Here is an 11,609-nt window from a genome sequence, read left to right as displayed (position 1 = left end):
TGAGATGATCGCATTTCCTCACTCTCCACTGTGGCAATCCAAAGCGGATAATCTTGCTTTAGCGGTTCTCAAAAAGAGCCTTTAACCCCTAAAACAGCAAAGATTTTTTCTTTGATTCAGAATTTGAAGTGTTCAGCATCTGCTCCAAAAACCCTATCTCGGCAATCCCCGTTTTTTGCTCATCGTTACGAACCGCTTTGAGGTTTTCAAGGATATCTTGACTGGTCAATGCCGCACTCTGAGTCTGTCGGTTTTCCTGATCGGCTTTTTGGGCTTCCATCATCTCTTTAAGGAGCTGTTTGCGAAAATCGCTCACCATTTGGTTGATATCCATCGGTTTATCAGGATTTTGTTCTTTCTCTTTGAGGAGTTTTTGTCGGTACTCTTCGACGAGTGCTTCGATCTTCTCTTCGTTCAACTCTTTGAGAAAAAGAGCGGCACCTTTGGTGATCAAATCATCTTTAAATTGAGCCAATGCGGTATCTTCAGCATTGATCTCATCGCGTGTTTTGTACTCTTGTGTCGGATAAAACTGTGCGATCAATGCCGCATAATCTTGATCGATACTCTCATCATTCGTGATGCCGGGTAACACATTGAGTGACGTATTGGTAACAGAGGCTACATTCATGATAATCTCCAAACGTGATTTAAGTATTCATGACAAGCAAAAATCGTTCTCTTATGTGATAAAATTTAGCATTACAATAAAAGGGAAACCATGCGTCTATTATCAATCATTTCGACTCTTTTAATCGCGGGGAGTTCTTCTCTCTTTGCCGAGAACTTCACCCTCAAAAGTGATAACCTGCTGGGTCAGCTCACTAAAACTCAGGAATTTTCAGGGTTTGGATGTGACGGAAAAAACATCTCTCCCGAGCTACACTGGAGCGATGCCCCTAAGGGGACAAAAAGTTTCGCGGTAACGGTGTATGATCCTGATGCTCCAACGGGGAGCGGGTGGTGGCATTGGGTTGTGTTTAACATCCCCTCATCCGTAACATCAATTCCTGAGAACTTTGGAGATACAACAAACAAACAACCCATTAGTGCGACACAAAGCATCACTGATTTCGGCAAAGCGGGATTTGGCGGAGCCTGCCCGCCTAAAGGAGATAGAGCACATCGCTATATGTTCACCGTCCATGCCCTCGATGTCGATCATCTGGAATTGGACGAAAAAGCGTCTCCCGCGTTGGTGGGATATATGCTCGGAATGCATACGATTGCTAAATCAACTCTCGTATCGTATTATGGGAGATAACTAATAAGGTGATGGGATGATATAGCCTTAGCGTGTAAGCTCTGCGATTAGAAGGGAACCTCTCACTGAGGCTTTGAAGGTTTTCATCTTTTCTTGGGTGATTATGGCCATGGCCATTTCACGCTCTTTTTTTATACGTGCGTATAACGAAGCGTTCGGAGTACTCCGTGCTTCAGCAATCAACGCATACACATCATCATCAAAAATAGCACTTTTATGAGAAGGAAGAGCATCGTAGAGTGCCATAAAAACCGCTCGCTGTTCCCCATCCATCTTGCACGAATCATCGGTGATTTTCAGAGCAACAGTCACGGCACAATCACGTGCAAACGTATCGAGATCGTGTGCCACTTTCTCGATGGGCTTCATACTCACCCTACTTCTTCGAGATCTTCAGGTTCTTCTTGGACAATATGACCTACTCCACGCATCTCGATCGGAATATCTTTACGATATTTTTTCTCTCTGAATGCAGGAGATTTAGGGACACCGTTTTTCTCACCGAGCTTGTACATCTCACCGTTGAGGAAATGCGCATCGAACTCTTTGGTAAATGGCATATCCCACGTAATACATCCGATACTCGGGCAAATCGCCGCACATTGAGGATCATCATACACACCGACACACTCGATACACTTCTCAGGAGCCACGTAATAACGTTTGTTACCCATAGGACTTTCGGTATCATCTACGATCGCATTGACCGGACATTGTTGTAAACAGGCATCACATGTGATGCAGGTATCATCGATAATTACAGACATTAGAGTAGTTCCTTATCTTTAGTAGTGTGAACAATGCGCTGCAACCATGGCGGCGGATTGCCTAATAACAACTCTTGGAGCTTCACAATCGTCTCATCAATTCGATCATTCTCACCAGAGCGCATCGGATATATTTTGGATGCTAATACCATTTTAGAAGCAGTAGGCCCGATCTGAGCGCAGTACATGATGTCTGCCTCTTTGACCGTACTGATTTTATAAGCTAGCTTTTCATGTTCGTCTTCGATCGCATCTTGTGAACTGTCCAGCGTTTTGACATATTCGGCACTTTGTTCAGTGATTCGATAGAGTTCAAAACTTTTCGACCATCCGAAATGCTGATTGACCGTTACACCATCTGTAGAAGCAAACGCGATTAGCATAACCTATCCTTTAAACCGCTACCGCTTCACGCGCTTCGCGAGCTGCAATAGAGATATCATCACGGAATGTTTGCGGAGAAACTTCCGGTGAGAGGAGACCACGTTTTTTACTCGTGCTGATTGCATACTCAGAGCTGTTTACATAGTAATCATTATATTCAGCAGTGTATGGCATATCCCAAACGATACACCCTTCAGTAGGGCAAGCCGCTGCACACGCAGGTGTTGAAGCATGACCAACACACTCGATACATTTTTCAGGTTTAACATACGTATATTCCCAATCCTCACGAGGAGAATCACCCTCACTTGCGATTGCCGCTACCGGACATTCGTCGATACAAGCATCACAGTTGATACATAAATCAGTTATTAATACAGCCATAATAAGCTCCTTTAGTTTGTTTTATACAATTGGTCTTTGCATTTTTCGTACGAGCTTGAATCTAAAACCGGCATGAGTTTAATATCTACAGCTTTAAGCAGCAATGTTACACTACACCCTTCGCACAACTCCATCCGATCGAACGCGTCGGTGGTGATAAGAGAGTTGAGTTTCCCGCAGGGGGTATTTACACTCACTTCACTGAGTACCAACCCCTTACGAAAATGTTGCAGTTCGCCGGAGAGATGGTTTTCGATCGAAACACTCCCCTCTTTAGCTCCCTTGCAGATAGCTATTGCCGCTTCTTGGACACGACACTCCACCTCATCACCGATATGGAGCCATTTAGGGACTTCGGTTTTGAGAAGTTTTAATTCCGTATCGTTAGCACGTACGGTGATACAGCTGAAAAACTGATCACTTTTGATATCTTCTACCCGTGCTGAAAACGTATTCATAGAAACCCTCCTACCAGAGATAAATCACTATCTTTTTATCGATTACATTTTCAAATTGCTCTAAAATCATCCCCGCCGTAGAGGTTGGCCCGAGATGACATCCTGAACACGCACCCAAATAACGGAGCCAAATTTCAGGAGTATCACCACCGATATAGTTCACAAGAGCGACTCCACCGCCATCACTCGCGAGGGTAGGAGCGAGGTTTTCAGCGATCACCATCTCGATTTTCGCTCTTTGAGAGGATTCATCCATCATTCGAAATGCGACATTTATGTCGGTCGCCTCTGACATATTGCTGACATAAGTGAGGAGTGAGTGGGCTTGCGCTTCACCGGCATGAGCGGCGCGGATCATCCATTGCATCGAGGTTAAAACGTCTTCATCACGGAGTAAAATCCCAAGTTTGAGTTGAGCGGTTGGCATGTTGGCTTCGGCTGCAGTTGTGTAATAACGGATGGCTTCTGCTTTATCCGCAGTGACACCAATCCCGTTTTCATACATTCCACCCATATAAAAAGAAGCGGTCTCATGCCCATACGCTGCCGCACGTTCAAAGAGTGTAAAAGCGACAGAGATATTTCTCTCTACTCCATATCCTTTAACATACATGGTTCCCAGATTGACCATTGCATCCGTATTCGTAGCACTAAGCGGTTCCCAAATCGATTTAGCCACCATATACTCTTTTTTATCATAGGCCGCGATTGCTGTCTCCATTAATGGTTGTGCTTCCATACTCTTCTCCTCAAGTCGTTTTAAATTGCTGCGTAAATCGCTCATCGCCTCTTCGTACGTATCACCGTACCCTTTAACATCAGGAAAATCACAGCTGTATATCTCATAGCCGTCACCTTCTTCGTTACTAAAGTAGTGATAATGGGTACGAAGTTCATCCATGTGCGTATTACCTCACTTTTGGTTCTTATATGCAACCGTCGTTCTATCGTAGAGAATAGAAAATGCATTTTGCTATTAAAATCTAGACATGAAGGGGCAAAGATGATTGCTATTCCCGTCGAAACTGATACACAAGATACGATGAGTACGAAACTTTTTGGTAATGCCAAATTTTTCGCACTTGTCGATCCGCTCACGAAAAAAAGTACTATCATCTCCAATGAAGGGTGCGGTAATGGAATCAAAACCGCCCCCTTCCTAGCAGACTCAGGTGCAACATCAGCCCTGTACGGTTTTTTAGGCGACGGCCCTTTTCATGTCATGGTACGTGAGGGGATCTCTGTTTATTGGCTCGGTAAAGAGACAATGAGTTTGGATCGTGCGATCGATGTCGCACTATCTGAGAGTTTAATCCGGGTCACTCCTGAGAATGCGTCGGATTATCTTGATCCGGGAACCAATGCAGGCGCGTGCGAATGTGGGTGCACCCATGAGTGAGATTATTACAAACGAAATGGCTGAGATACGCACGCTCATCGCAGAAACCGTTGCCAAACGTAATGCCCTCAAACTCGAAATGGAACATTGGTATGAGAGCAACTCCAAACGCTTTCCGAGCACCAACGAACTCATCACCGTTGATTCGACGCTGAGTGAACTTGACAGCCATTACAAACGGCTATGGGATTATCATAATAGCCGATCAAGAGCTTCATGAGTACCTTTTCATCCGATGGACGTCTGCTTACTGATATCGGTGAGATAGAACAATACCGGAGGATACTGGATAAAGACAGCGTCAAAAGCGGTGAGCCTCATTGGGCGAGTATGGGGAAAAATACGATCACCCTTTTTCAGGTATTGATCGATCAAGATTTGACCCATTTGGTGATGGTACTGCGCCACTATCCCAAATACATCGAAGCGGTATGTGAACATTTTCGTTACGCTTACAGTTACAGTGAAAACAGTGCCGATATCGATGCGGCATCTGATCTATTAGAGATGGGGGAGCCTTATTTTACGAAACAGTTTGTCCGTAATGTAATGCGAAAACTACCCAAATTTGAAAGCGATGATCGTGACGCCATGCACATTTTTCTAGAGCGGCTCACCGAGAATCAAAGCAGATGGCATCCTATCATCACGATGCATTATCGCCATAGCATTAAACGTCTAATCGATACGTCGTCTCTACACCCCCTACAGCGGATAGTGTTAGAGAAAAAAATGGCTTCCATCCGTGAAGTGATTACCTATGATTACGAAGCAAGTGATCGGGATTCAAATCTTGATATCCCCTATATGACCTAAAATACAAGGATTATACTATGAATGAGCATCTAAAAAGTGAAGTATTAAAACACGCCAGAAATGCGTTTGAGCGTGCATGTACCTTGAGAGAAAATGAACGAATCGAAGTCTATCTCTATGATGGAGCGGTAAAAACCAGCGATGTTTTGGGCGAAGATGAAAAAATTGTCTACAGTACCAATAGAATTTTGTGTTATCAAGTCTGGGGACACGATTATCTCGAAGATGAAATCAGAGCATGGATCGATCATGCAAGATTAGAGATTACCCCAAAACCACTCGAAGAGAGTATTGTTGAAACGCTGAATGCCATTGCCGCTTCCAAAGGAGTCTCATCCGATGAGATCAGTTCTTACGAAGTGTTTGCCAATCTCAAAATGGATCAACTCGAACAGATTGAACATGCGATCATCGAATATTGGTGGGATAACAAAGAGGTTGAAAATGCTAAATCATTGGCACTGGAGCAAATCAACGATGCATTAGCGAGTATGGAGGGATGATCCTCTCTCTGCAATCTCTACAGTATAGTGTTAATATCGATATCACGACAGATCAGTTTAAACGTCTGCGTGATCCCGCAGTCTGCCCAGATGAGATTGAGGAAATAGCTGTTGGATGCGGTTGCGATCCTATAATCTTGAAAGATTATGTGGAAGATTTGAAAAAATCAATTCGTGACATAATAGAAATCGACGCTTCATGCGATTATTCGGATCATCTGTAAATTAATTTCACCTAATCAATGCTATAATCCAAAATAATTGTATTGTTAGGAGTTTTTTTATGTTTTTGAAAAGCATTTTCCTCTCAACCTCACTCATTGTCTCCGTACTCATGATGGTAGGATGTGCAACCCCTAGCCCCCATGAATCTCTCAAAAATGCGATGAATAAAACGTTTGATACAAGCGGATATAACTACACATCAACAACACGCATCACCAAAATCACTTTCCCTGAAGAGACAAATACCACCACTATCACCTCTCTTTACCTCCAAAAAGGGATCGATGTTATCCGAGGATTTTCGTTCGGGATCAATGGTGCAGTCAATTATTCCAACAGTATCCAATCCGAAGCGACGTATGATCTCCACTATAATAAAGATAATGTCGAAATCTCAATGAAATTCCCGTTTTTGTTCGATTATTCGACCAAAACACTCTACATGGGAAAAACATTTCTAAATACCATTTTCCCGATGAAGGCTGAAGATGAGGGGAAATTCATCCGATTTGACCTCAATGACAGCATCATTAGCACCCTCATCGATGAAGAGAATATGAAACAATTCGATGAGAAAAAAGTACACAGTATTAACGCTGCGATCAAAGAGGGGACGATTAAAGCATTTAACGACATAAACAGTTCATATTTTAGTTATCAACCACTCAATACTCTGGAAAAAAACAGTGGAAGTACGAAAAAAATACACATCACTCTAGATCACAATCAATCGATGAAACTGATCTTAACGATAGCTGATTCACTTATCCAGAAAATGTACGCTGAATCACTGATTACCAAAGAGGCATACGGTTCGTATATGTTTATCAGTGATCCGAAACAACTCGAACCGCTCATCGCTGAGCTTAACTTGCAGCTTGATTTTGATTTTGGTATTGGCTCAGATGGTCACATCGTTTATCTCCGATCTCTGATAAACGGATCTGACAAAAATGATCGCTTTGCCCTCGGGATTGAAAATAGTGCCGAATTGAAAAACTTCAATGCCCCTAAATTCACTATCGATCCGAAAAGCGCCGGAAGTGTTGATTATATGGAGGTATTTAGCAAATGGAAAGAGCTAATCCCCTCCGATACGACCAAAGACACGTTAGAAGATATTGAAAAAATCCAAGATAATAGCAGTGAGCAAATTATATAAATCAGTTAAAAAAAGAACCAAATCAACAGCGCCATAGCGATGGCGAGGTTGAACCAGCTTCCCCCCTCTTCAAACAACATAATTAAAAAATCAAAATAGTATTTTTCATACCATGCAGGTGAAGATAAAAGAGCCTTTTGTGCATACGCAGTAATTTCAATGCTGTAAATAAATGCGATGATTTCCGGAACAATCAGAAAAAGGACGATTCCCAGAAAACCCCACACCGATTTTTCGGGTTTCATGGCGATAAGGGCTTGCTTGGTTTTTGGACTTTGGGCGATTTGTTTGAGTTTTTGTTTCATGAGTGCAATTATAGCCTCAGCTATCAAAAATCACCAGAGCTCTCCCAAATTGCACTTTTGCTTTTCGAGACAGTGCCCACAACACTTCATAGTTCGGCGGGATACGGGGGTATGATCCCTCACCGTCAGTAAAATAGAGTAACATCGTCGTCATCGGCAGATTTGCCTCTACGTAATCAAATGTAGGACGATAGTCAGTCCCCCCTCCCCCTTTAAGGGGAAAATCCATAGGGTCCCCGCTGATAAAGGTGTGGTGCGCATGTACTTTAGCATCAGCGATAATCAGCTCGATTTTGACCGAGGGGAAATTTTGCATGATCGTTTTAAACTCTTCCATAAACGCCCCCAATAGCTGATCATCAATGGAGCCGCTCGTGTCGACAGCGACACATAGACTGAGGGTATCGCTGGTGAGCGAGGGGAGTGCTATTCCGCGATGAATATGTTTTTTATTCGGAGGCATAAAGGCGTAGTTGTTACGCATGTGACGATTGACGGCATTATAGAGTTCAAACCGCCAATCCACATCACTAGGCTTTACCTTTTTCCCCAGTCTCTCTAACCCTAGCGGCATAGCCCCTTTGCGCTGTGCCACCTCCTGAGCAATCGACGCGGCGTATTGCCACTGCGACTCATCAGCAGTATCCATTTGATCCGCGATCCCCTCAATGTTGGCAAACTCTAGCGAATCATCTGATTCTTGGAACATCCCCTCAGATGGTGAACCGCCCTCTGCGTTCTCACCGTAAGCGTCCCCCTCACCGAGATTAAGATCATTTTTGAGTGCATCATAGATCTCTTCGGCGTACATTAGCTCATACTCTTTGTTGTAGTTTGCCCCTTGAGGGATAGTCAAACCGCTTTTAGAGAGGAGATTATTGATCGCGTAATCGGTCGCTAACTGCCACAGCCGTCCTCGGCGATTAAGCTTGCGTTGCTGATGTGAGAGAACATGGTGCATGACGGCGTTGGTGAGGATAAACATCACCTCCTCTACACTTCGACGCTCTAAAAACTCCACATTGTAGATAAACCGTTTCCCATTACTGGCATACCCTGAAACCTCCTCACTCGGCTCAAAATTAAGTCGCGAAGAGAGCATCCCGAAATAGGGATATTTGACAGTTAAAAGAGATTTTGCTTTAAGTAGTAGCTGTTCGTGCGACATTATCGTAACAATGTGTTGAATTGGCGCATCCACAGCGGCCAGCTCTCGACATGATCGAGTTCGATTTTACGAGCTCTGAGGTCTTGGATAATCATCACCGCAAACTCTCCGGGAAGTTTCAATGTATAGGTGATGAGATTATTTAGTTTTTTACTTCCCGTATAATCATTTACCCGCATTGTGAGTGCCGTGCTGAGGATATGAAGAGCTGATGGATCACTCGGTACATCCATGCACGTCCCCTCCATGATCGCGTCTAAATCAGGGAGCTGTGAAGCGACGAGGCGAAATCCGAGGTACGATGCCGCCAACTCCTCACCGATAGCTCCGCTCACCATTGCCATCACCAAATCCGCTTCAGGATTGGAGGCCATGATGTCATCCACATACTGCCAAGTACGCGGTGTAGCAAACGATCTACTCTCAGCATTAAAGACAAATAGCGCATCCGGACGGTGGGAAATATAAGCAATGATGGTAGGATCAATCCCTGAGCCAATCGCCCAGTTACGCCAATCCTCAACATTCGCCTCCATCTCCAAATGGACAAAACGATTCGCCAACGGTGCCGCCATCCGAAACACCACACCGCGATCACTTTCACGGTTCCCAGCCGCCACAATAGCCCACCCATCAGGAAGGCGATATTCACCAATTTTACGATCTAATATTAACTGATATGCAGAAGCCTGAACCATCGGTGCGGCGGTGTTGAGCTCATCCAAAAACAGTATCCCCCGCTCTTGTGAACCATCCGGTAAAAATGCCGGAGGTGCCCAAATCGCTGTGTCGTTTTTAGAGTTAAAAAACGGAATCCCTCGCAAATCGGTCGGATCGAGGAGTGAGAGACGCAGATCGATAAACCCGATATTTGCTTCACGTGCGATCTGAGCCACGATCGACGATTTCCCGATCCCCGGAGGCCCCCATAAAAAGACGGGAACTTTTCGTTCGCACAGATGGGCTAGGGAGCGTTTGGCACTTTGAGGGTTCATAGATTTCCTTATGCTTGTCATCCCGTACTAGATACGGGATCCATTTTTAAATGAAGCTGGATTCCCAATCGAGTTGGGAATGACAGTTTTAGATAATGATGCATTTATTGTGCGAAAAAGGTAGAACAAAAATTGTATTGAGAAAAATATATAATACTTGAAGGAACCCCACATGTCTATCCAAAGCTATATCGCCGACAACAAACTCGAATGGATGATCGTTTACAATGCACCAACTGACGCATACAAATATGCGTATCGCGGATGTCTCGTTGTAACCGAAGGTAAAGTTATCACAGCTGATAAAAGCCTACCTCCAAAAGATATCGTCAAACAAGTTATCCTTGCAACCAACAGCGATACAATCGATTTTATGGCGCTAGAGCTTCAATCTTTGGATCTTTTTGAATCTTTTGTTGCAAAATACAAAGAGTATTTGACTCCTGAAGGAAAATATCTCCTTTTCGTCTCTGACATTATCGGAAAAGGCTCATTCGTTTATGAAGGAATTACGTTCAATACGTTTGCATTGGATGAAAGTTCTGTATGGAACGACTTACTCGAACTCGGTGATCTTTCAAAAGGTGATTTGAAAAAGATGTCTGATAAAGAGAAAATCGATGCTGTTGCAAAAGAAGTTTCTCGTAGCAATCTCCGCCTTAGCGAAAAAACCTATGAAGATATCAAAGCGTTACAACGCGGTGGAAAAGCTTCATTCGGGGCAGTTTAAACCTCCTCGTCATTCCGTGCTACGACACGGAATCTACATCCCGTATTAAGTACGGGATGAGAAACTTGACTTCACTGCGCTCTCTTCTCCAAACACCCTTTTTCCATACAATTAATTTTCGGCATTGCTTCCACATAACGATCTAAAATTTCGGACACTTTTTTCTCATCAAATCCGCACAGTTTCTCGCTCCCGATAACCATCAACGGACGACGGATCAAAATCGGATTTGCCATCAATAGTGCCATTGCAGAATCTTCATCCAAAGTTTCAGGAAAAATTTCACCGTTTTTGATCGCGGGGGCGGCAGGGTTAAACCACTCGCACACTTTTTTATCTCCCATGAAACTACGTAGCGATTCGGCATCCAAACCATGTTCTAGGAGATTACGTTCAATCAGAGTACAACCGCTCTGACGTAATATCTGCTTTTGCTTAGCATTGGCAGCACAAAAAGGTTTTTCATAAAAGACGACGAGTTTAACCATTACTCTATCCCGATGAGCGCACGCCCTTTTTTATTTAAATAAAAGGTATCGTATCCGTCATCTCCGACACTCATGCACTCACCCAAATACCCTTCATCATACAGCTCAGACATGATGTTTCTGACTTCAGACTTATCCATCTGAGCATACTCAGCTATATCATCCGATTCATAAATATTGTATTCCCACTCGTCACTGAGGTTAAAAATTGTTTTCATCACTTTGAGTTTCATTTCAGTCATGGAATTCCTTTAATAGGGCAATTTGTTTCGTCAGTACAATCACTTGAAGTGGATGAAGTTTCTCACGAGCGATCCACGTTTCAAACTCACTATAATAATGTGCTTTTATCTTATCATGCAACTTTTGTACTTGATCATTTAGTTCCGATAATAACGATTTTGCTTCATCAAACGTATAGGTTTTGAGAGGTCTCAGCCTCCGTATAACCCCATCACACAATTTCTCATCGATGTGTTCCTCTGCTAACTCTAAAAACTGCGATGCCCGAATCGCTGAGGCAAAGTTCTCATTCCAAATCCGACCGTTAATCATCTGATC

General features: G+C 43.5%; 21 protein-coding genes. 8 read left to right on the top strand and 13 right to left on the bottom strand.

Features of this window, described 5'->3' with window-relative positions:
- Positions 1–88 precede the first annotated feature (88 nt).
- A complete protein-coding gene (locus PHR02_RS11460; protein ID WP_299992207.1) occupies positions 89–631 on the bottom strand; it encodes a hypothetical protein in 543 nt (180 codons plus the stop codon).
- Between the two features lie 90 nt (positions 632–721).
- On the opposite strand from PHR02_RS11460, the gene PHR02_RS11455 reads away from it, so the two are divergent.
- Positions 722–1,264, top strand: a complete 543-nt coding sequence (locus PHR02_RS11455; RefSeq protein ID WP_299992205.1) for a YbhB/YbcL family Raf kinase inhibitor-like protein — start codon at positions 722–724, stop codon at positions 1,262–1,264.
- Positions 1,265–1,291: 27 nt separating this feature from the next.
- Here PHR02_RS11455 and PHR02_RS11450 read toward each other — a convergent pair whose 3' ends face one another.
- From PHR02_RS11450 to PHR02_RS11425, 6 genes are read right to left on the bottom strand one after another with little or no spacing between them, the layout of a single operon-like run.
- A complete protein-coding gene (locus PHR02_RS11450; RefSeq protein WP_299992203.1) occupies positions 1,292–1,633 on the bottom strand; it encodes a hypothetical protein in 342 nt (113 codons plus the stop codon).
- 2 nt (positions 1,634–1,635) lie between these two features.
- Positions 1,636–2,031, bottom strand: coding sequence for a 4Fe-4S dicluster domain-containing protein (locus tag PHR02_RS11445; protein ID WP_299992201.1), 396 nt, complete (start codon positions 2,029–2,031; stop codon positions 1,636–1,638).
- Positions 2,031–2,414: a NifB/NifX family molybdenum-iron cluster-binding protein gene (locus tag PHR02_RS11440; RefSeq protein ID WP_299992199.1), complete on the bottom strand. Its 384-nt coding sequence runs from the start codon at positions 2,412–2,414 to the stop codon at positions 2,031–2,033. The genes PHR02_RS11445 and PHR02_RS11440 overlap by 1 nt, the downstream gene beginning before the upstream one ends.
- 10 nt (positions 2,415–2,424) lie before the next feature.
- Positions 2,425–2,799, bottom strand: coding sequence for a 4Fe-4S dicluster domain-containing protein (locus PHR02_RS11435; protein ID WP_299992198.1), 375 nt, complete (start codon positions 2,797–2,799; stop codon positions 2,425–2,427).
- Between the two features lie 11 nt (positions 2,800–2,810).
- Positions 2,811–3,257, bottom strand: a complete 447-nt coding sequence (locus PHR02_RS11430) for a TOBE domain-containing protein (RefSeq protein WP_299992196.1) — start codon at positions 3,255–3,257, stop codon at positions 2,811–2,813.
- Between the two features lie 10 nt (positions 3,258–3,267).
- Positions 3,268–4,158: a NifU family protein gene (locus PHR02_RS11425; protein WP_299992195.1), complete on the bottom strand. Its 891-nt coding sequence runs from the start codon at positions 4,156–4,158 to the stop codon at positions 3,268–3,270.
- 102 nt (positions 4,159–4,260) lie between these two features.
- Here PHR02_RS11425 and PHR02_RS11420 point away from each other — a divergent pair, with 102 nt between their 5' ends.
- Genes PHR02_RS11420 through PHR02_RS11395 form a run of 6 tightly spaced genes read left to right on the top strand, consistent with a single transcriptional unit; the run spans position 4,261 to position 7,362 of the window.
- Complete coding sequence (locus PHR02_RS11420; RefSeq protein ID WP_299992194.1) at positions 4,261–4,656, top strand: NifB/NifX family molybdenum-iron cluster-binding protein; 396 nt, start codon at positions 4,261–4,263, stop codon at positions 4,654–4,656.
- Positions 4,649–4,876, top strand: coding sequence for a hypothetical protein (locus tag PHR02_RS11415; protein ID WP_299992193.1), 228 nt, complete (start codon positions 4,649–4,651; stop codon positions 4,874–4,876). The genes PHR02_RS11420 and PHR02_RS11415 overlap by 8 nt, the downstream gene beginning before the upstream one ends.
- Positions 4,873–5,472, top strand: coding sequence for a hypothetical protein (locus PHR02_RS11410; protein WP_299992192.1), 600 nt, complete (start codon positions 4,873–4,875; stop codon positions 5,470–5,472). Before PHR02_RS11415 ends, PHR02_RS11410 begins: the two co-directional genes overlap by 4 nt.
- A gap of 17 nt (positions 5,473–5,489) precedes the next feature.
- Entirely contained in the window at positions 5,490–5,975 is a 486-nt protein-coding gene (locus PHR02_RS11405; RefSeq protein WP_299992191.1) for a hypothetical protein, read from the top strand.
- A complete protein-coding gene (locus PHR02_RS11400) occupies positions 5,972–6,199 on the top strand; it encodes a hypothetical protein (protein WP_299992189.1) in 228 nt (75 codons plus the stop codon). The genes PHR02_RS11405 and PHR02_RS11400 overlap by 4 nt, the downstream gene beginning before the upstream one ends.
- 59 nt (positions 6,200–6,258) lie before the next feature.
- Positions 6,259–7,362: a hypothetical protein gene (locus tag PHR02_RS11395; RefSeq protein ID WP_299992187.1), complete on the top strand. Its 1,104-nt coding sequence runs from the start codon at positions 6,259–6,261 to the stop codon at positions 7,360–7,362.
- Positions 7,363–7,367: 5 nt separating this feature from the next.
- Here the strand turns inward: PHR02_RS11395 and PHR02_RS11390 are convergent, their stop codons facing one another.
- From PHR02_RS11390 to PHR02_RS11380, 3 genes are read right to left on the bottom strand one after another with little or no spacing between them, the layout of a single operon-like run.
- Positions 7,368–7,667, bottom strand: a complete 300-nt coding sequence (locus tag PHR02_RS11390; RefSeq protein WP_299992185.1) for a hypothetical protein — start codon at positions 7,665–7,667, stop codon at positions 7,368–7,370.
- Positions 7,668–7,683: 16 nt separating this feature from the next.
- Positions 7,684–8,835 (bottom strand): VWA-like domain-containing protein, encoded by a 1,152-nt coding sequence (locus PHR02_RS11385; RefSeq protein WP_299992183.1) that lies wholly within the window; start codon positions 8,833–8,835, stop codon positions 7,684–7,686.
- Positions 8,835–9,830, bottom strand: a complete 996-nt coding sequence (locus PHR02_RS11380) for a MoxR family ATPase (protein WP_299992182.1) — start codon at positions 9,828–9,830, stop codon at positions 8,835–8,837. The genes PHR02_RS11385 and PHR02_RS11380 overlap by 1 nt, the downstream gene beginning before the upstream one ends.
- Positions 9,831–10,002: 172 nt before the next feature.
- On the opposite strand from PHR02_RS11380, the gene PHR02_RS11375 reads away from it, so the two are divergent.
- A complete protein-coding gene (locus PHR02_RS11375) occupies positions 10,003–10,560 on the top strand; it encodes a hypothetical protein (protein WP_299992180.1) in 558 nt (185 codons plus the stop codon).
- Between the two features lie 71 nt (positions 10,561–10,631).
- On the opposite strand, the gene PHR02_RS11370 is transcribed toward PHR02_RS11375, so the two are convergent.
- The 3 genes from PHR02_RS11370 to PHR02_RS11360 all read right to left on the bottom strand — a co-directional run.
- Positions 10,632–11,048 (bottom strand): ArsC/Spx/MgsR family protein, encoded by a 417-nt coding sequence (locus tag PHR02_RS11370; protein ID WP_299992179.1) that lies wholly within the window; start codon positions 11,046–11,048, stop codon positions 10,632–10,634.
- On the bottom strand, positions 11,048–11,290 hold the full coding sequence (locus PHR02_RS11365) for a hypothetical protein (RefSeq protein WP_299992177.1): 243 nt from the start codon (positions 11,288–11,290) through the stop codon (positions 11,048–11,050). The genes PHR02_RS11370 and PHR02_RS11365 overlap by 1 nt, the downstream gene beginning before the upstream one ends.
- The coding region (locus PHR02_RS11360) for a hypothetical protein (RefSeq protein WP_299992175.1) at positions 11,283–11,609 on the bottom strand (327 nt) is incomplete at its 5' end. The genes PHR02_RS11360 and PHR02_RS11365, both read right to left, overlap by 8 nt.

Source organism: Sulfuricurvum sp. (assembly GCF_028688295.1).
Taxonomy (GTDB): Bacteria; Campylobacterota; Campylobacteria; order Campylobacterales; family Sulfurimonadaceae; genus Sulfuricurvum.
Note: the sequence above shows the minus strand (reverse complement) of the source record. Positions and strands in the feature narration are given on the sequence as shown.

Bases quoted from the DNA above. Each gene is read 5' to 3' on its own strand.
- PHR02_RS11375 (WP_299992180.1), top strand. From the start codon at position 10,003: ATGTCTATCCAAAGCTATATCGCCGACAACAAACTCGAATGGATGATC.
- PHR02_RS11400 (WP_299992189.1), top strand. From the start codon at position 5,972: ATGATCCTCTCTCTGCAATCTCTACAGTATAGTGTTAATATCGATATC.
- PHR02_RS11420 (WP_299992194.1), top strand. From the start codon at position 4,261: ATGATTGCTATTCCCGTCGAAACTGATACACAAGATACGATGAGTACG.
- PHR02_RS11435 (WP_299992198.1), bottom strand. From the start codon at position 2,799: ATGGCTGTATTAATAACTGATTTATGTATCAACTGTGATGCTTGTATC.
- PHR02_RS11365 (WP_299992177.1), bottom strand. From the start codon at position 11,290: ATGACTGAAATGAAACTCAAAGTGATGAAAACAATTTTTAACCTCAGT.
- PHR02_RS11430 (WP_299992196.1), bottom strand. From the start codon at position 3,257: ATGAATACGTTTTCAGCACGGGTAGAAGATATCAAAAGTGATCAGTTT.
- PHR02_RS11415 (WP_299992193.1), top strand. From the start codon at position 4,649: ATGAGTGAGATTATTACAAACGAAATGGCTGAGATACGCACGCTCATC.
- PHR02_RS11450 (WP_299992203.1), bottom strand. From the start codon at position 1,633: ATGAAGCCCATCGAGAAAGTGGCACACGATCTCGATACGTTTGCACGT.
- PHR02_RS11405 (WP_299992191.1), top strand. From the start codon at position 5,490: ATGAATGAGCATCTAAAAAGTGAAGTATTAAAACACGCCAGAAATGCG.
- PHR02_RS11390 (WP_299992185.1), bottom strand. From the start codon at position 7,667: ATGAAACAAAAACTCAAACAAATCGCCCAAAGTCCAAAAACCAAGCAA.
- PHR02_RS11460 (WP_299992207.1), bottom strand. From the start codon at position 631: ATGAATGTAGCCTCTGTTACCAATACGTCACTCAATGTGTTACCCGGC.
- PHR02_RS11425 (WP_299992195.1), bottom strand. From the start codon at position 4,158: ATGGATGAACTTCGTACCCATTATCACTACTTTAGTAACGAAGAAGGT.
- PHR02_RS11440 (WP_299992199.1), bottom strand. From the start codon at position 2,414: ATGCTAATCGCGTTTGCTTCTACAGATGGTGTAACGGTCAATCAGCAT.
- PHR02_RS11410 (WP_299992192.1), top strand. From the start codon at position 4,873: ATGAGTACCTTTTCATCCGATGGACGTCTGCTTACTGATATCGGTGAG.
- PHR02_RS11455 (WP_299992205.1), top strand. From the start codon at position 722: ATGCGTCTATTATCAATCATTTCGACTCTTTTAATCGCGGGGAGTTCT.
- PHR02_RS11445 (WP_299992201.1), bottom strand. From the start codon at position 2,031: ATGTCTGTAATTATCGATGATACCTGCATCACATGTGATGCCTGTTTA.
- PHR02_RS11370 (WP_299992179.1), bottom strand. From the start codon at position 11,048: ATGGTTAAACTCGTCGTCTTTTATGAAAAACCTTTTTGTGCTGCCAAT.
- PHR02_RS11385 (WP_299992183.1), bottom strand. From the start codon at position 8,835: ATGTCGCACGAACAGCTACTACTTAAAGCAAAATCTCTTTTAACTGTC.
- PHR02_RS11395 (WP_299992187.1), top strand. From the start codon at position 6,259: ATGTTTTTGAAAAGCATTTTCCTCTCAACCTCACTCATTGTCTCCGTA.
- PHR02_RS11380 (WP_299992182.1), bottom strand. From the start codon at position 9,830: ATGAACCCTCAAAGTGCCAAACGCTCCCTAGCCCATCTGTGCGAACGA.